Below are 18,696 nucleotides of genomic sequence, written 5' to 3'. Positions count from 1 at the left end.
CTTATTTTATTGGTTAAATGTTGTAAAATTAAAATTAGTGAATTTAACAAGCGGAGGAATTGATCCAATGAGTTTAACCCTAACGGAGGCCGTAGCTTTATTGAAAGAGCACGATCTCTTAGTTACAGTTGTTAATCAAAATGCAACCGAGTTTCAAGCGGTTGAGTATGATTCGCGGAAGGTAAAGACAGCTAACACCCTCTTTTTCTGTAAGGGGGTTGGTTTTCAACCTCAATACCTAGCTCTTGCCGTCGAAAAAGGGGCGGTTGCTTATGTCGCTATGCAAGCTTACGATCAGCCAGTAACCGGGATTATAGTCAAAGATGATCAAAAGGCAATGGCATTATTATCAGCGGCTTTTTACGATTATCCACAAAATGAACTTTTTGTGATTGGAATTACAGGTACCAAGGGGAAAACAACTACCGCTTACTTTACGACGAATGCTTTAGAAACGAGTACGGCAAAGAAGACCGCTTTAATTTCGACTTTAAATACGGTTTTAGGCCCCAAACCTGATCAAACCTTTAAGTCGAAGTTAACCACTCCCGAGTCGATGGATTTATTTGCGGATATGCGGGAAGCCGTTGATAATGGGATGAACCATTTAGTAATGGAAGTTTCCTCCCAGTCGTACTTAAAGAACCGGGTCTACGGATTAAAATTTGATGTTGGGATCTTCCTTAACATCAGCCCAGACCACATTGGTCGTAATGAACATCCAACCTTTGCAAACTATTTGTATTGCAAGGAACAACTGTTGGTAAATGCCAAGGTCTGCATCATTAACCGGGAAATTGAAGTTTTTGATCAATTACTCCAAGCAGCGAAGGCAACCACGGATCCAGATAAGATTTTTGTCTTTAGTCAAACCGAACAACCAGGGGTGGACTTTGTTTATCATTCTTTGGAAAGTAACCTGGCAGAATCAAAATTTGAATTACAAGCTAAGAGTCAAAAGGCCCAAGAATTGGCTTTAACTGGTGAATACGTAGCAAGTGTTCCTGGTGACTACAATGAAGGTAATGCCACGGCAGCGATTATTTCAGCTGGTTTAGCCGGGGCCACGGCACCAATGATTCAAGCGGCCTTAAAGCAGACTCACATTCCAGGTCGGATGGAAGTTTTACCAACTAAGGGCCACGGCACAGTTTACATTGACTACGCCCATGATTACGCCAGTGTAAAGCGGTTGGTGGCTTTTTTACGGGCCCAAACTCAAACGAAAGAAGATCGAGTAATTGTCGTTCTCGGGGCAACTGGGGATAAAGGAATTTCGCGGCGACAAGGCTTTGGTAAGGCGCTTTCCGAAGAACGGGCTGATTACGTAATTTTGACCACTGATGATCCTGGATTCGAAGATCCGAAAGCAATTGCCGAAGAAATTGACCGCCATATTGATCATGATCAAGTTGGTCACGTTGAATATATTGCTGATCGGGCATCAGCAATTGAAAAGGCCATTACGATGAGTAAAAATGATATGGTAGTAATTGCTGGGAAAGGGGCTGATGCCTACCAAAAGGTTAAGGGCCAAGACTTACCTTACCCGAGTGACTTGGTAGTTGCTAAGCAAGTAATCGAAAAACTAGGAGCACAACCAAAAAAATAGTGGTTAAATTAGGCTGATCAGGCTATCATAAAAGATGAGTTAAAATGGACGAGGAGAAAACTTTATGAAAGCATTTAAACAGGTTATGAGCTGGGTTATCCCAGTGGTAATTGGATTATTAATTGCCTTTTTAATCCGGGCCTTTGTATTACAGCCAGTTCGGGTTGATGGACCGTCAATGCTCCCAAATTTACAAAACAATGAACGAGTCATCACTTGGAAACAAGCAAAGATCCACCGGGGAAGTGTGGTTGTCTTTGATGCTAATGGTGTTGATCCACAAGTTTCCCAGAAGACTTACTACGTTAAGCGGGTAATTGGCTTACCTGGGGATACGGTTGAAGCGAAGAATGGGAAACTCTATGTTAATGGCAAGTTAGTTCGGCAAAGCTATATTAATAAGTATCAGCGGAAAGAAGGAACTGGGAATTGGACGTTAAAGTCAATTTCCGTTCAGAATAGTTGGCTAAAGAATAGTGGCACAACAAAGGTGCCAGCTGGAGAATACTTTGTTCTTGGGGATCACCGGAGCGTTTCTAACGATAGTCGGTACTATGGTTTTGTTCCAAAGAGTAAGCTTCTTGGAGTTGTGCATGTTGGTTTCTGGTCAGGAAATCAGACTAAAAAGAGCAACGTTAATGATGAGTGGAAGCATTATTTCCAAGCTAATTAGATAAGATCTGGAAAGGATAAGGAAGGCAGTATTGCCTTGACCGCATAGTTTCTGTGTAATATTCGGAGATGAAAGAGGGAGCCAGGAAGAAACTCTTGTTTCTTCCTGGCTCCCTCTTTTTAGTATACAGTAACTACGGTTGAGAATTTAGTTTTCCCGGGAGTAGTTAGCAATGTCTTGCAAGATTTCATCAAGGAAGGCTTGCTTGCTCATGCTAATTTGGTCTTGTTCACCGTACTTCCGAACAGAAACTGATTCATTAGCCATTTCATCGTCCCCAACAACTAAGGTGTAAGGAACCTTTTGGGTTTGAGCTTCCCGAATCTTGTAACCCATCTTTTCGTTCCGGTGGTCAACCTTAACTCGGATGTTAGCGGCCTTCATTTGGGCAGCTAACTTGTCGGCGTATTCACCATGCTTGTCATCAGAAACCGGAATGATCGTTACTTGTTGTGGTGCTAGCCAAGTAGGGAAGGCTCCCTTATAGATTTCCGTTAAGTAAGCGATGAACCGTTCCATCGTCCCGACAACTCCCCGGTGGATCATAACTGGCCGGTGTTGCTTACCATCTTCCCCAACGTAGTGAAGGTCAAACCGTTCTGGCAACATGAAGTCTAATTGGATGGTAGACATCGTTTCTTCGTTACCAAGGGCCGTCTTAGTTTGAATATCAAGCTTTGGACCGTAGAAGGCAGCTTCCCCTTCAGCTTCGTAGTAATCAAGGCCAAGGTCGTCCATAGCACCCTTTAACATCTTTTGGGCTTGTTCCCACATTTCGTCATTAGCGTAGTACTTTTCCGTGTTCTTAGGATCCCGGTAGGAAAGCCGGAAAGTGTAGTCCGTAATGTCGAAGTCACGATAAACACTCATGATCAACTTTAAGATCTTGGCAAATTCATCTTGAATTTGGTTCAAAGCAACGAAGGTGTGACCGTCGTTCAAGGTCATTTCACGAACCCGTTGCAAACCAGAAAGGGCCCCGGACTTTTCGTAACGGTGCATCATTCCAAGTTCAGCAATACGAAGTGGAAGATCCCGGTAGGAACGAATGTGGTGTTTGTAAACTTGAATATGGGATGGGCAGTTCATTGGCCGTAATTCAAGCATTTCACCATCACCCATGTCCATTGGTGGGAACATGTCGTCGCGGTAGTGTTGCCAGTGACCAGATGTCTTGTAAGCATCCAGGTTCATTAAAACTGGGGTGTAAACGTGTTCGTAGTCGTCAGCGACTTCCCGGTCAATAATGTAACGTTCGATTGTCCGCCGAATGGTAGAACCCTTAGGCATCCAATATGGTAAACCAGCACCAACTTTAGGATCAACGAAGAAGAGGTCAAGTTGGTTCCCAATAACCCGGTGGTCGCGTTCCTTAGCTTCTTGACGAGCTTTGAGATCAGCGTCAAGGTCATCGTTGTTAAAGAAGACCGTCCCGTAAATTCGTTGAAGCATTGGATTAGAGGACATCCCCTTCCAATAAGCTCCGGCAACGGATAAGAGCTTGTAGTGCTTAACTACGTTTGCGTAAACCAAGATTGGGGCATTAGCGATGATTGCAACATCACCCAGCTTGTACATGGCTACCTTGCCGTCTTGGGCGTGTTCCTTTAGGAGTTCGTTAGTAAATTGGTCGTCACCGGCAGTGGCTAAGGCATCATCCAAAGCAACTTCAGCGAATTCAACCTTTAAGCCATCCTTAGCAATTTGCTTCATGGCGGCTTCCAGACCAGCTAATTCGTCAGCGGAAACTTGTTGGTCATCCTTGTCAGAGTCAACGTAGAATTGGTCGTCTTCGGCAACAGAAGCGCCAAGGCGAATCCCATCAAATTCCTTAATTAAAGCGGCTTTCAACATCAAAGCAGCCATTTGACGTAAGGCGGTAAGGGCTTTGTCATTGCCGTCCCGTTCAATTTTTTCAACTTGACCATCTGGGGTCATTACTGCAACTTGTGCCATGTATCAATCTCTCCTTTGATAAAAATAAAAAACGTCCCTCAGATCGATAAAACGATCTAAGGGACGTTGGTTAACAAAACTCAGCGTGGTTCCACCCAAATTTAAGGTTCACAAAAAACCTTCTCAATGGTGGATAACGGTCACGACCCGGAGCACCTTATTTCGGTGTCAAAGACGAAGGTGGTACTAGCAATGGTCCTAACGGTTCTTCCAGCCTAGGAACCGCTCCCTGAATAGGAATCCAAAACTAACATGTCCTTCAATTAATGCTGATTATAGCATTTTAAACCTTAGTGTCAAGCGTTGATAATAAAAAGAGAGCAGGAAAATTCTCGATGGTGACGTATTAAAAAGGACGATCCTTATAGATAAGGTAACCAGAGAAAATTTACTGTCGTTCGTGAGCTCACGCAGATCATACCGCTTGTAAGAAAGTCCTACCTGATCGTAGTTGCTGAGTAACATTGGGAGATGAAAAAGAGGCCAGAAAGAAACTCATGTTTCTTCCCGGCCTCTCCCTACTTTCAATTAGTATTTCCCGGGAAATTAAACTGCCAATTCTTTCCCGTATTCATTATTGATAGTTTCAACAACATCCTTTGCATGCATATTGTCTTCAACGATTGTTTCACCGTCTCGAAGAGTATACTTACCATTTTCGTCAAGGTTATTGAAATCAACAGCTTTTCCATTTGCGTCCACAAAATCAAACTTTGAATTTTCAAAATTCTTTAAAGCATCTGCGTTAATTTCCATAAGTAATACGCTTCCTTTCAACCTTTATGGTAACACTTATCGGTTAGAAAGTTAAATTTATTTAATTGGTTTGACTAGCATTAGTACTATTGGCACCACTACTAGTTTGCGTACTATTGGCGTTTGATGGAGTGCTGTTGTTATTAGAATTATTGTTGGTAGTTGTTGTTGAACTTGCTTGACTAGATTGTTTTTGTTGAGTGTCAGTGTTGTTAGTATTGCCATTATTGGTATTAGTGTTGGTCGTTGAATTGGTATTTGTTGATCGTTGAGTGGAATTATTACGAAGCTCGTAAGTTGATTGGATATCATCGGTTCCCGTTGACGAAGTTGTCGAACTACTTGAATGATGCTTGTGCTTCTTTTTACTACTTGAGCTACTAGAAGAGCTCTTTTTATGTGAGGAGCTCGTTGAAACGGTTGAGTCACTGCTTGTGCTTACTGGATTTTGTTGCTTAATAAGGAAGGTGATAAAGAAAATTACTAGGGCAGCAACGGCGATACCTAAGACTGCTTTGTAAATTCGATGGTGACCTTTACCACCAGTAAATTTTAAGTGGTGCCTTTTATGTTTAGTAGTGGTAACAATCGTTGGTTGGCGATGGTTTTTTTTACGATTAGCCCGTTGCTCGTTTTCTTCCATCCGTAAGGCTGCCCGAGTACCTGGGACAGGCTGTTTTGAAGATGGAGTATCGCGATCATTAAAATGGAGAATTAACGGTTTCTTCTTTTTTTGTTGGTGGGCACGTTTATGTTCCGGGCTATCATAGAGGTCGACCCGGCTCAAACGCTTTTTTTCATTATCATTATTCAAGGTATTCACCTCTTTTTCATTAATTTGGTTGTTTCAATTATAGCATTATGCTTCCATAGTTGAAAAATAACGATCATTTTTTTCAATTAAAGTTGACTAACTTCAAATTCTAATAAAGAAGGATGAAGAATTTTTGAAAAACCCCCTAGTTTTTCTTAAAAAGCTAGGAGGTTTCAAAATTAAAGGAAAAATTATCAGCGATTTCTAAGACAGTTTTATCATAATTTACTGAGTAATATCCAATTAAATTGAGTGACAAAATCCAATTGCCCGGAAGTTAGCCTACTTTGCGGTTGGTAATATGATCCGCCAACAGCATCATGCGCCTTGCCATATCGTTGATTATTACTACCGGTAAAGAAAAACGACCTTATCCAAAACTGAATAAGGTCGCAATGGTAGCTTGGATGGATAAGACCCTAAAATGCCTCTTAGCCATTGTCAAGCACCATGATCGATACCGTTATCGGTATCATGGTTTAAGGCCCTTAGTTGAGGGTTAACCCTCTTCTTTAATATACCACTTTTTCCTGATTTTTAAATTCTTATTTAGATCAGGTTTGTTTAGTGTACGCTAATTTTCGATAACTTTTCGCTTGACTACTAATCGTAGGAAAGAGGGTGGGAAAAAACAAGCGTTTCTTCCCACCCTCTCTTGCATCTCCGAATGTTACTTAGTAACTAAGGCCGTCAAGGAGCTTTTTTCCCAACCTCTCTCAAATTAGACCAATTTAGTTTTAAAAATTCTATCAGTACCAGTTGATGAAGAGCCGAAAATAAAAGTTGGGGAATTTAAAGTTATTCCAACCTATCTTCGATAGTAAATTATTAATCGGTAGCGGCTTTAGTACTATCTTCCCAAGGATGAGCTTGATGTTCTTTAGCAAAGCGTTTGTTCCCACGGTAAAGTTCAACCACGGTCCAAGTTAAGAGGGCAATAATGATAATGATTGCTAGGTAAGCGAGGAGATCAGCGGTACCTTTTTTCCAAATGCCAAAGCCTTCGAACGTACTTGGGAGGTTCATTAGATTTAAGAAGGTTAAACCAATTACAGAGATCCACCCAAGCCACCTAGTCCAAGTAGCATTTTTGAATTCACCCATTTCTACTTCACTATTGGTCATCATTAAGAGTGGTAACATAGAGAATGGGAGAGCGAAGGCCAAGAAAACTTGGGAATTTTCCATAAGCATATTAATAGCATAATGTTGCTGAAGTTCGGTTTCACCGGCCGTCATCCCAACACAAAGGAGAACAGGAATCACGGAGAGTAACCGAGTTACTAATCGCCGGGCCCAGAGGGGCATCCGCATGTGGACGAAACCTTCCATGATTACTTGCCCGGTTAGAGTACCAGTAATAGTAGAATTTTGTCCAGAAGCTAGCAGTGCTACCGCAAAGAGTGTCGAAAGCACCCCAGTCTTAGCAACGGCGATCAAGATACCATTGCTTAACATTGAAGTATTATTTAAGGCTTCATATAAACCAAAGAAAGAAGTGTCTTTGACCGCACCGTTCTTAAAGACCGCAACCCCCATAATTAACAGCAAGGCGTTAACGATGAAGGCAAGGGAAAGTTGAATATTAGAATCCCAAGTTGTAAATCGCACGGTTTGACGAATATCTTCAATTTTAGTGTGGTCTAGTTTCCGTGTCTGTGATATGGCGGAGTGAAGGTAGAGGTTGTGCGGCATAACGGTCGCTCCAATAATTCCTAACGAACCACTTAATGGTGAAATCCCGCCAACTACTGGACTGCTAGCTATTGCATGCGGGGTTGGTACTAAACCAGCCAAAGCGGCACCCCAGTCAGGCTTTGAAAGGATAACTTGATAAGCAAAGACAAATAGAATTACTAAAATTAGGCAAGCAACTAAGGCCTCAATTTTTCTGAATCCAATCTTGGTAAGTAGTAAGAGTACCAAGACATCGAGGACCGTAATGAAGACCGCAGTAATTAATGAGATATGGAACAATAAGTTCAAGGCGATTGCGGCTCCAATAACTTCGGCAATATCAGTAGCCATAATTGCTAGCTCAGTCATAATCCATAAGATAATTCCTAACGCCTTCCCGGTCCGCGCCCGAATGGCCTGAGCTAAGTCCATTTGGCTAACGATCCCAAGTTTGGCTGCCATGTTTTGTAGTAACATCGCGATCAAACTTGAAATCAGGATGGTCGTCATTAATGTATATTGGAAACTCTGCCCCCCAGTAATCGAAGTCGACCAATTACCAGGATCCATATAACCAACGGCAACTAAAGCCCCTGGTCCAGAGTATGCAAAGAGGGTTCGCCAGAAGCTTTTACCGTGTGGTACTTCAACTGTTCCGTTAATTTCTTCCAAGGATTTCCCGTTGGCATGTTCAATTAACTTATGCTTCCGGCCTTGATTTTTTGTGTTATCCACGCCAAATCCACCTTTCTATTCTGAAATTATTCCTAAGTATAAGATTAACTTTCAAGGAACACCTTTGTTAGGTTAGCATAAAAAATAATATCTTGCAATAGAAAATGCCGTTTTTAAGCGTTTTGAAGCGAATAACTAATTTCTAAATAAAAGTAGGTTAGGATAGTTAAGGTTAACTATGATGATAAAATCACAAATTTAGAATAAAGGAAAGTAAAAAAACCTAGACTAGTATAAAGACTTGATATTGCTTATTTTAAAGGTCTTTTCAAGTAATGAAGTGACAAGAAAAAATATGACAAGCGGTTGACACAAGAAGCAAAACGAGTATACTTATAACCATCAAATGATTTTTTTCACAAGTTGAGAGAGGGAGAGAAAAATGAAAGCACTTGTTTTACAAGAAATTAAGGATTTAGCAGTTCAAGAATATGATGTTCCTGAAGTTAAGCCAGATGAAGTCTTAGTTCATACTGCCTTTGCTGGGATTTGTGGGACGGATAAGGCTTTGTACGCTGGGTTACCAGGGTCTGCTTCTGCTGTGCCACCGATTGTTTTGGGACACGAAAATTCAGGGGTGGTTGCAAAAGTTGGTTCTGCAGTTACGAATGTTAAGGTTGGTGACCGAGTAACGGTTGACCCAAACATTTATTGTGGTCAATGCAAGTACTGCCGGACGCAACGGCCAGAATTATGTGAACACCTTGATGCCGTAGGGGTTACCCGTGATGGTGGGTTTGAAGAATACTTCACAGCCCCAGCTAAGGTTGTTTACCCAATTCCAGATAACGTTTCCTTGAAGGCCGCAGCGGTAATTGAACCAATTTCTTGTGCAATGCATGGGGTTGATCTCTTAGAAACTCACCCATACCAAAGCGCATTAGTACTTGGTGATGGGTTTGAAGGTCAACTTTTTGCCCAAATTTTAAAGGCGCGGGGAGTTCACGAAGTTACTTTGGCTGGTCGGTCTGACGAAAAGCTTGCTAACAACCGTGAACACTTTGGGGTAAAGACGATTAACACCACTAAGGAAGAAATCCCGGCCGACAGTTTTGACATTGTGGTTGAAGCTGTTGGTTTACCGGCAACTCAAGAACAAGCTTTAGCAGCCGCTGCTCGGGGCGCTCAAGTTTTGATGTTTGGAGTTGGTAACCCAGACGATAAGTTCTCAGTTAACACTTACGATGTTTTCCAAAAGCAATTAACAATTCAAGGGGCTTTCATTAATCCTTACACCTTCGAAGATTCAATTGCTTTATTGGCATCTGGCAAGGTTGACCCACTACCACTTTTCTCCCACGAACTTGATTTAGACGGGGTTGAAAAATTTGTTTCTGGTAAGTTAGGAAAGGTCTCCAAGGCCATTGTTAAGGTCGGGGGCGAAGAAGCCTAAACGCTTAAAAAATCAATCTCTAAATCTTAAAAAAGATGAGTTGCGAAATATCGCACTCATCTTTTTTTGAACTACAGTTGACACTGTGTCACTTCAAGTGTTAAAGTTAGTCAAAATGACACGATGTCACTAAGGGGGATGGAAATGCCTAGTCAAACATTTGAGAACTTAAAAGCAGAAAAAAAGGACCGGATTCAAGCTGCGTTACTCCACGAATTTAGTACTTATGGCTTACCAGACGCTCAAGTTGCTCGGATTGTCAAGGAAGCACAGATTGCCCGGGGCGCTTTTTATAAATACTTTGGCGATTTAGAGGATGCTTATTGGTGGTTATGGCGGCAAGCTCTTAATCAAATTCATTCAGAAGATGAATTAACGGGGCGGTTAGCTAAAACTCCAGCGGAATATACAGAACAAGTGTGCCGTTTTATTACACAAGGGGAAGCTAAGGGACTGAAGGATTTAATAACTCTGCACTATACCGTAAATGAGGCTTATTTGCACAGTCAGCCGGTTATGCCACCACGGTTTAAGGCTGAGACATGGGCGGTGATGACGCTAACCCACCAAGCAGTGCGGGAATGTTTACTTGATGAAGAGGATGAAGAAGCAATTCTCCAACGTTTAGAAACGGTATTGAAAAAGTTATTAGGAGGGAAATAATTTGTTTTTAGCGCTTAATGAAATGAAGCATGAAAAGGTTCACTATGGCCTAATTGTTACGATGGTAACCTTAATTGCTTACCTAATCTTTATGTTACTGGGGCTAATGTTAGGTCTGGCAAAAGAAAACACAGCTGCAGTTGATAGTTGGCAAACCCAAACCGTAATTTTAAATAAGGGTGCCAATATCAATCTTAATCAATCAGTGATTCCAGCAAATGAACTCCCAAAATTAAAAGCTGGAGATTCATTAGTTGGGCAAAGTCCATTAGTAATTACCAAGAAAAATGGGGCGGATAAGCAAAGTGCCCAACTAATTGGGTTGAAGGCAAATCAATCAATTGCCAAAAAGGTTACTTTGAGTGAAGGTCGTTGGTGGAAAAAAGCAAACGAAGTTGTTTTGGCAGATTCTTTAAAGAACAAGGGATACCATTTAAACCAAAAAATTAAGTTTAGTGGTCAAGCCAAGACTTACCGGGTTGTAGGGTTTGCTAAACAAAGTACCTTAAATGTGACCCCAATTGTCTACAGTCAATTAAGCGTTTGGCAACAACTTAAAGGCGGGAGGCAATTCGGAGCTAGCGCAATTTTTAGTACCCGGCAATTCAAGTATGAGCATGACAACCTAAAAAGTTATACCAAAGCTAAGTATGTCCAAAAATTACCAGGTTATAGCGCTCAAAATCAAACCTTTGCAGCGATGATTGGTTTCTTAATGGTAATTTCAATGGCGATTATTGGTGTCTTCTTATATATTTTAACGATGCAAAAACTCCCAAACTATGCAGTTTTACGGGCCCAAGGAATTTCAACGGGTACGTTAGTCCGAGCGACAGTTAGTCAAGCAATCCTATTAATGGCTGTTGGGGGCGTGTTAAGCCTGATCTTAACGGCTTTGACAAGTTTAACTTTGCCAGAAGCGATGCCATTTCTGATTAATTGGCCACTTGCGATTGGTTTGACTTTAGTAATGGTCATCCTTGGAACATTAAGTTCAGTGATTCCAGTGAAATTAATCCAACGTGTTCAGCCACTAGATGCATTAAATTAGGAGGGATTAAATGCCAGTAATTGAATTAAAACAAATCAGTAAGTTCTACGGTGAAGGTGTTGGCCGGGTTCAAGCGTTGAAAAAGGTTGATTTCCAAGCATCAACGGGTGAATTAAATCTCATAATTGGTCCTTCTGGTTCAGGGAAGAGTACCTTTTTGACAATCACCGGTGGTTTACAATCCCCTAGTGAAGGACAAGTCCTGATTAATGGAAAAGAGACAACCAAATTATCAAATAAAGAGCGCGACCGAATGCGGCTTGAAGAGATTGGCTTTGTCTTACAGTCCTACAACCTATTACCTTACTTAACCGTTCAACAGCAGTTTGAACTGGTTGATCGAGTAAAAAAACAGGGAAATCTTTCACAAGCGGAACTCCAACATTTACTAGAAGAACTGGGGATTAGCCAACTTGTTCATAAGTTTCCGGATCAGCTTTCAGGTGGTCAAAATCAACGGGTAGCAATTGCTCGGGCCTTGTATGCTAATCCACCAATTATCTTAGCTGATGAACCAACTGCGGCCTTAGACAGCGAACGAGTAAAAACTGTTGGTCAGTTATTTAAAGACCTAGCAACCAAGCGACAAAAGGCAGTAGTAGTGGTGACTCACGATCAACGGTTAATGCCATTCGCCGATCGGATTACTAAAATCGAAGATGGTCAATTGACCCAAGTTAAATAATAGGGTTTGATCATAGTTAGTAATCTTTGGAGATACAACGAGGTTGAGGATGGGGGAATCCCCAGCTTCAAGCTCGTTTTCTGGTTAATTATGTAAAATTCGCTAACTGGTTCTTAAGTCGGAAATCAACTATAATTTAGAGAGCTAACTATCATTAAAAAGCGGAGGCGACGAGATGGCATTATTAGAGTTAGCCGACATTCATAAGTCTTACTACCTAGGAAAAGAGGAATTTCCGGTTTTAAAAGGAATTGATTTACAGCTTGAACGAGGTGAATTTGTATCCATTCTCGGCGAATCCGGGGGTGGAAAAACGACCCTCATGAATATTATTGGGGGACTTGATCGCGAATTTGAAGGAATGGTTAAAGTTGAAGGCCAAATCTTAGATCACCAAAAAGAAAAACAATTAGACGAATACCGGCGGGCAATGGTCGGTTATATTTACCAATCGTATAATCTAATTCCCCATTTGACGGTGTTAGACAACGTGATGGTTTCACTAGAAATGACCACTTTAAGACCGGTCGAAAAAAAGCAACGAGCAATTCAATTACTAACCGAAGTGGGGCTTAGTGACCATATTAAAAAACACCCTCGTCAGCTATCTGGGGGCCAAAAACAACGGGTGGCGATTGCCCGGGCACTAGCTGCCGACCCGCAAATTATTATCGCTGACGAACCAACGGGAGCCCTTGATGCGCAAAATACCCAAGAAGTCTTGGAAATCTTGGACCGAATTGCCCAAGATGGAAAGTTGGTAATTGCCGTTACCCACTCCAACGAGGTTGCTAACCACGGGACGCGGATCGTTCGGTTAGCTGATGGAAAAATTGAAGCTGATGAACAGCTACGGTCATCTTACCCGGTCCAAGAAGGGAAAAGGCTAACGCCCCAGCCTTTACCGGCAATTTCAAGTTATCGGACGGCTTTTAAACACCTGATGTATAATTTCTGGCAAAATTCATTAATTATGCTTGGGGTTGGAATTGGGCTTTTTGCGGTGATCCTTTTTAGCGGAATTGGGAATGGGGTCAATGGTTATCTCCAAAATCAAATCAACAAGGTTGCTAATCCCGAAGTGATATCGGTGCTTAAGAATCAAACAGGGAAAAAGATGACTAATGAGCAGTTGCAATCATCAATTCAAAATATCGCAGCTAACCTTCAAGGCTCAACGATTAAGGAAAGTGATATTCATCGGATTGAGCAATTGAAGGGAGTTAAAAGAGTTGAAGAAGGTTACATTATTCCGGCTTACCAGTTAACTAATCAAGCTAAAGAACAAAGTGGTACGATGATGCAAACCTGGTCCTTAGCTGAGAAAAAGGACTTGTTAAAGGCTGGACACATGCCAAAAAATGGAGAGTTAGTCCTCAAAAAACAAGATGCAATTGAACTTTTTGGTAACCATTCAATGAAATCGTTTATCGGTAAGACTGTAAAGATGGAATTTCAGTGGGTTAATGCTCAGAAACAACCAATGATAATCAACCTTAACTTAAAGGTTGCTGGGATTACTGACGGAACGAGTAGTGCGACGGTGATTAATGCGCCAACTGTTCGCCAAGCTTTAAAACGGGCTAATGCAATTTCAGAACCAAATTTACTGGCAGTTAAAGTTAAGTCACTTGATCAAGTAAGTCATGTTGCTAACCAAATTAATAACTTACGGACGAATGGCAAACGAGTTGTTGGGGCAATTACCATTGGTTCAGTTCTTAAGCGGGTTAATACCTATGTTAAATTAGCTGCCAACATCTTAGCTGCAATTGCTGGAATTTCGCTATTGGTTTCTGCTTTGATGATTATTGTGACAATGTACATGTCAGTATCTGAGCGGACAAAGGAAATCGGAATTTTGCGGGCTTTAGGTGAACGGAAGAAGGATATTCGTCGCCTCTTTACTGCTGAATCATTATTAATTGGGCTTTTTGGGGCAGTTTTTGCCCTGGTTATTTCGTTGCTAGTAGCTTGGGGACTAAATGTCTCTTTAGCACATTTGATAAAATATCAAATCGTCCAAATTACCGTTGGAAACGTAATTTTTGCCTTTTTAGCAGCGATCATTATCTCTTTTTTGGCCGTAGTTTTGCCAGCCCGTCGAGCAGCGAATTTAAATCCGATTGAAGCCCTTGCGGAAGACTAGTTATTTTTGCTAAAACGGGTTAGGATAAGATGAAAAAAGTAAGCAGGAACGATTTGTAAAATTAATAAATATGCTAAGATAGAAACGGTAAAAAAGGGGTGCTAAATATGGGAAATAGAGATCGACGAAAATTAATTAAACAATTAATCACGGATTTTAAAATTAGTACGCAAGAGGAATTATTACAACGGTTAAAAGATGCAGGGGAAGAAGCGACCCAAGCAACGATTTCACGGGATTTGCATGCACTCAATGTTGCAAAAGTGAACGATGAAAATGGACATTCCTATTATATTCGCGTCGAAAATGCGGGGCCGAAGATTAATCAGCGGATGTATGAGATGATAAAAAATACGGTTGAATCGATTACTACGGTTCAATTTATTAATGTCATTAAGACAACCCCAAACTCAAATTACGCCACTATTTTAGCTGGACTATTTGACGACAGCCAGATGCCTGAAGTTACAGGGACTCTAGCGGGGAATGATACTTTCATTACAATTAGCCAGACTCCAGAAGAGGCAAAAAAGATTAATCAATTAGTGCAGAAGTATATGGAACATTAGCAAAACGAAAGAAATGGGCTGGTGCGACCGTCAGGGAAGCAACGGCCATTTAGCTACTGCTTTGACCTTAGTTACTGAGTAACCTTCGGAGATGCAAAGGAGGCCAGGAAGAAACGTGCGTTTCTTCCTGGCCTCTCTTTCTTTATTATCGTCCTAAATTAGAATTTTCAACGGCATCCGCAATTAGGGACATGATTTGGGGACTAGTTAATTGATAAACCATGTTTTTGCCATGTCGGCTTGCTGATACCAGATTTTTTTGTTTTAGTAATTTTAATTGATGAGAAACGGCGGATTGTTCCCATTCTAATGAAGCGCTGATTTCTGAAACAGTCATGCGACTTTGCATTAGTAAATATAGTAATTGTAATCGTTTGGGGTGACCGAGAACTTTAAATAGGGAACTAACTCGTTGGAGCTCTTCTTGGCGAAGTGATTGATAATTCACCATGGGATTACCCCCTTTAAAGAAATTTGTTAAAAAATGAAGTGGCTACACGAGGGAAGCTACTTCATTTTTTTGTTTTACCTTAGAGTGAGAGTTTTTGACCAACGTAAATTGTATAAGGCTGGCTAATATTATTTTGAGAAGCTAATTGTTGCCAATTAATTCCGAACCTAGTAGCAATGGCATAAAGGGTGTCACCGCTATTAACGGTATAAGAACTAGCAGTAGTAGTGTTATTAGTTTGGGTAGTAACATTTGAAGTTGTTGTACCACTAAGCTTTAAGGTTTGACCAACATAGATCATGTTAGGGTTTGAAATACCATTTGCACTTGCTAAGGCTTCATAAGTAGTACCGTGGGAACTAGCAATTCCGGAGAGGGTATCACCGTTTTTGACAGTGTAAGTACCCTGAGCAGAACTTGTCGTCGTCTTAGTAGTACTAGTTTGAGTAGCTGAAGAACTATTAGCAAGCTTTAAGGTTTGTCCAACGTAGATTAAGTTAGGGTTAGTTAAATTGTTTAAAGTTGCTAATTTTTCGTAAGTTGTGTGGTGGCTTGTAGCAATGCTTAATAAGGTATCGCCGGACTTAACCGTGTAAGTAGTCGCACTTTGACTACTTGAAGTTGAATTCGTGTTGGTCGTAGTCGTGGTAGCGCTTGACTTAACTTTAAGGACTTGACCAACATAAATTAAGTTTGGATTAGCAAGTTGGTTTAGTTTCGTTAAGGCTGAGGCAGTCGTACTGAATTGGTTAGCGATTCCGGAGAGGGTATCGCCAGACTTAACCGTATAAGTAGTCGCACTAGTTGAACTAGTAGTTGTTTGACTAGTTTGGCTAGTGGAAGTATTCGTAGAAGCACTGGCTTGGCGGACCAATAACCGTTGACCAACATAAATTAAGTTTGGATTAGCAAGATGATTCAGTTGGGTTAAAGTTTGAACCGTGGTACGGTGGTTGCTTGCAATCCCAGAAAGAGTATCGCCAGATTTTACGGTGTAGTAGTTAGTTCCCCCGGTTGAGGTTGAAGTTCCAGTTCCTTGGTCACTAGTATTGTAAGAAGTTCCATTACTGGTACTGTCGTTCTTAGTATTAACGGCAGTAGTACCAGAAAGCGCAATTGTGTCTAAGCGATCAAGGCCATAAGTTTGGATTAACTTAATTAAAGAACTTGCATAATTAGGATCAGTGGCATAACCATCAGCGCGAAGCTTGTTGGCAACACTTATATAGCTAGTGTCTCCTAACAAGTTACTGTAACGACTATTTTCGTTTAAGAAAGCCCCGTGGTCTTCGACTGATTCATCATTGTTAGCGTAGGAGCGGAAATTATCGTATACATAAACACTTCTTCCATTGTAGACTTCGCGTGTTTGCAAACGAATTGAATTACCGTTGTAACTTCCCTTGATCCCAAATAAGTTGTGAGCAGCGGTTGAAAGATAAGAGTTCCCCCAGCCACTTTCAAGGATGGCTTGGGCAACTGTAATTGAAGGTAATACCTTGTATGTCTGCCAACCATTAATTGCTCCTTGAGCGACACTTTCAATAAAGGCTTGACTTTTTGCGTTAGTTGAAAAAGTGATTGAATTCAGATCAACACTAGCTGAGGTAGGAGCCGTTGATGAAGAAGCGGCGGCTGATGAAGTGGCTACTTTTGATTCAGCCACGTTAGTGTTAGTAGCAACTTTAGAATCAGCAACGGCAGCTAAATTTAGGGTTGTTGTTTCGTTAGTTGCAGCACTACTTTCACTTACTTGCGAGCTGGCACTAGTTGCTGATGAAGTAGCTGAAACGGCGCTTGAAGTAGCCGCACTGCTAGCCGAAGTACTTTGACTTGCACTCGAAGCTGAACTCGTAGTGTTACTATTGTCACTTCCGTTAGCACTAGTTGTTTGGACTGCACTATCTGGATTAGCAGTTTGGTCATCAGCATGGGCAACAGCTCCCGTTGCTGTTAATAAGGTTAAAGCGCAAACGCTGGCAAATACCCATTTGCGACCCCTCTTATACATTTTATAGTGCAGATTAGTAGTTTCATATTGAGTGTTCTTCATATTATAGGGTCCCCTCTGAATAAATTCTTGCTTAATAATGATCATTTAAAAAATTAATATGTCTTTTAAAAGTTTAAGAAAATCATAAGGATATAACACTTTCAAACTAGCATGATTTTTTAAGAAAATCAACGAATTTTAATAGTCTTTTTTACGAAAATGACAAGATGCTATTAATTGTAAATTAAAAGAAAGGAAATATTTAATAACAATAAAAATTGTTGGCTAAATTTAACCAATCTAAGTAGTTATCCGAGTTTTTAGCCAATTTTTTGGTGGTTTAGGTGAGATCCAAAAAAACTCAAATTTCATTCTAGTCCCTAAAGGATTGGTTATCTTACCTGGTTTTTAATGATTGCTCTAGCAATGAAGTTTTGAGATTGGTATACTGATGATTAGTTGGAAATGACAACGCAAACATCGGGTTGTTAACAGGTTTCCTTAATAATTTTTGTAAGTGGAGTAGTGAAGATGGTAGCGAAGTTAAAAGATGTAGCTGAGCTAGCTGGGGTATCAGTTACAACAGTTTCCCGAGTGATTAATAATTATGGTTCCTTAAGTAAGAAGACAATCTATAAGGTTCATCAAGCAATGCGGGAATTAAATTACCAGCCAAATGCATTAGCCCGAGCGATGCAGGGGAAGCCATCGAACTTTATTGGTTTGATTTTTCCAAACTTAACGAATCCCTTTTATGCAGAATTAGTTAACGATCTTGAGTCACGATTATTCGCAAAGGGGTATAAAACGATTATTGCTTCCGCTGCCGAAAATGAGCAGATTGAACATGAATACTTGGGCATGCTGATGGCTAACCAAGTTGATGGGATTATTTCTGGTTCTCATAACCTGGGAATTGAAGAATATAAGCAAGTTGATGCTCCAATTGTTTCTTTTGACCGTTATTTAGCTGATGGAATTCCAATTGTTACTTCAGACAGCTATACCGGTGGGCGGTTGGCGGCTGACTATCTAGTTAATTGGGGATGTCAGAATCTGGCAGTCTTAATTGATGAAGATACCTCGTCTTCGCCAACGATTAATCGGGTACAAGGGGTGGTTGATTATATGAATGAACACGATTTTGAATACACCCCGCTAGACGTAAACGAAATTCAAATTGAAGATGTTTTTCCAGGAGATTTTGACGGGGTTTTAGCACCAGATGATGAATTTGCCTTACAAATTAAGAGTCTTGCCGAGCAAGCTGGTAAAGTTTTTGGTAAAGACTTCATTGTGACTGGATACAATGGCTCGCGCCTCGTCCAAAAGATTGCTCCGGAATTGCCAACGGTGGTGCGGCCGGTTGATGATTTAGCCGAAGAGTTAATCGATACTTTATTAAAAAGGATTACGGATCCATCTAAACCTTTGCCATCAAAGGAGTTGCCAGTGATTTTTAAAAAATAGTTAGATATGAAAATAAAGGGAGGGTGAGGAGAAACTTGAGTTTCTCCTC

General features: G+C 40.9%; 15 protein-coding genes. 9 read left to right on the top strand and 6 right to left on the bottom strand.

Annotation, left to right across the window (positions count from 1 at the left end; genetic code table 11):
* Window positions 1-67: 67 nt before the first annotated feature.
* Together H5993_RS01750 and lepB are read left to right on the top strand one after the other, a co-directional pair.
* Complete coding sequence (locus H5993_RS01750; RefSeq protein ID WP_204775993.1) at window positions 68-1,612, top strand: UDP-N-acetylmuramoyl-L-alanyl-D-glutamate--2,6-diaminopimelate ligase; 1,545 nt, start codon at window positions 68-70, stop codon at window positions 1,610-1,612.
* Between the two features lie 64 nt (window positions 1,613-1,676).
* Window positions 1,677-2,285, top strand: coding sequence for a signal peptidase I (lepB, locus tag H5993_RS01745; RefSeq protein WP_180871076.1), 609 nt, complete (start codon window positions 1,677-1,679; stop codon window positions 2,283-2,285).
* 147 nt (window positions 2,286-2,432) lie between these two features.
* Here lepB and thrS read toward each other — a convergent pair whose 3' ends face one another.
* The 4 genes from thrS to H5993_RS01725 form a co-directional block, all read right to left on the bottom strand.
* A complete protein-coding gene (gene thrS, locus H5993_RS01740; protein WP_204775992.1) occupies window positions 2,433-4,241 on the bottom strand; it encodes a threonine--tRNA ligase in 1,809 nt (602 codons plus the stop codon).
* Between the two features lie 546 nt (window positions 4,242-4,787).
* Complete coding sequence (locus tag H5993_RS01735) at window positions 4,788-4,997, bottom strand: hypothetical protein (RefSeq protein WP_180871071.1); 210 nt, start codon at window positions 4,995-4,997, stop codon at window positions 4,788-4,790.
* Window positions 4,998-5,058: 61 nt separating this feature from the next.
* Window positions 5,059-5,811, bottom strand: a complete 753-nt coding sequence (locus H5993_RS01730; RefSeq protein ID WP_204775991.1) for a hypothetical protein — start codon at window positions 5,809-5,811, stop codon at window positions 5,059-5,061.
* An 828-nt stretch (window positions 5,812-6,639) separates the two neighbouring features.
* Window positions 6,640-8,223, bottom strand: coding sequence for an Nramp family divalent metal transporter (locus H5993_RS01725; protein ID WP_204775990.1), 1,584 nt, complete (start codon window positions 8,221-8,223; stop codon window positions 6,640-6,642).
* Window positions 8,224-8,605: 382 nt separating this feature from the next.
* On the opposite strand from H5993_RS01725, the gene H5993_RS01720 reads away from it, so the two are divergent.
* The 6 genes from H5993_RS01720 to H5993_RS01695 all read left to right on the top strand — a co-directional run bounded on the left by H5993_RS01720 (window position 8,606) and on the right by H5993_RS01695 (window position 14,733).
* Complete coding sequence (locus tag H5993_RS01720) at window positions 8,606-9,616, top strand: zinc-dependent alcohol dehydrogenase family protein (RefSeq protein ID WP_204775989.1); 1,011 nt, start codon at window positions 8,606-8,608, stop codon at window positions 9,614-9,616.
* A 144-nt stretch (window positions 9,617-9,760) separates the two neighbouring features.
* Window positions 9,761-10,279 carry a TetR/AcrR family transcriptional regulator gene (locus H5993_RS01715; protein ID WP_204775988.1) on the top strand — a complete coding sequence of 173 codons (519 nt, stop codon included), beginning with the start codon at window positions 9,761-9,763 and terminating at the stop codon, window positions 10,277-10,279.
* A 1-nt stretch (window position 10,280) separates the two neighbouring features.
* Window positions 10,281-11,330, top strand: a complete 1,050-nt coding sequence (locus H5993_RS01710; protein WP_204775987.1) for an ABC transporter permease — start codon at window positions 10,281-10,283, stop codon at window positions 11,328-11,330.
* Window positions 11,331-11,340: 10 nt separating this feature from the next.
* Window positions 11,341-12,015, top strand: coding sequence for an ABC transporter ATP-binding protein (locus H5993_RS01705; protein ID WP_204775986.1), 675 nt, complete (start codon window positions 11,341-11,343; stop codon window positions 12,013-12,015).
* A 175-nt stretch (window positions 12,016-12,190) separates the two neighbouring features.
* The gene (locus tag H5993_RS01700; RefSeq protein ID WP_180871057.1) at window positions 12,191-14,164 is read left to right on the top strand and encodes an ABC transporter ATP-binding protein/permease; all 1,974 of its coding nucleotides are present in this window, start codon (window positions 12,191-12,193) and stop codon (window positions 14,162-14,164) included.
* A gap of 107 nt (window positions 14,165-14,271) precedes the next feature.
* Window positions 14,272-14,733 (top strand): arginine repressor, encoded by a 462-nt coding sequence (locus H5993_RS01695; protein ID WP_180871055.1) that lies wholly within the window; start codon window positions 14,272-14,274, stop codon window positions 14,731-14,733.
* Window positions 14,734-14,878: 145 nt separating this feature from the next.
* On the opposite strand, the gene H5993_RS01690 is transcribed toward H5993_RS01695, so the two are convergent.
* Both H5993_RS01690 and H5993_RS01685 read right to left on the bottom strand, forming a co-directional pair.
* A complete protein-coding gene (locus H5993_RS01690) occupies window positions 14,879-15,184 on the bottom strand; it encodes an ArsR/SmtB family transcription factor (protein ID WP_180871053.1) in 306 nt (101 codons plus the stop codon).
* A 79-nt stretch (window positions 15,185-15,263) separates the two neighbouring features.
* On the bottom strand, window positions 15,264-17,237 hold the full coding sequence (locus tag H5993_RS01685) for a LysM peptidoglycan-binding domain-containing protein (RefSeq protein ID WP_204775985.1): 1,974 nt from the start codon (window positions 17,235-17,237) through the stop codon (window positions 15,264-15,266).
* A gap of 471 nt (window positions 17,238-17,708) precedes the next feature.
* On the opposite strand from H5993_RS01685, the gene H5993_RS01680 reads away from it, so the two are divergent.
* A complete protein-coding gene (locus tag H5993_RS01680) occupies window positions 17,709-18,647 on the top strand; it encodes a LacI family DNA-binding transcriptional regulator (RefSeq protein WP_180871050.1) in 939 nt (312 codons plus the stop codon).
* Window positions 18,648-18,696 lie beyond the last annotated feature (49 nt).

Source organism: Limosilactobacillus alvi (assembly GCF_016900115.1).
Taxonomy (GTDB): domain Bacteria; phylum Bacillota; class Bacilli; order Lactobacillales; family Lactobacillaceae; genus Limosilactobacillus; species Limosilactobacillus alvi.
The sequence above is the reverse complement of the archived record's forward strand: the minus strand, read 5'-3'. Positions and strand labels throughout refer to the sequence as shown.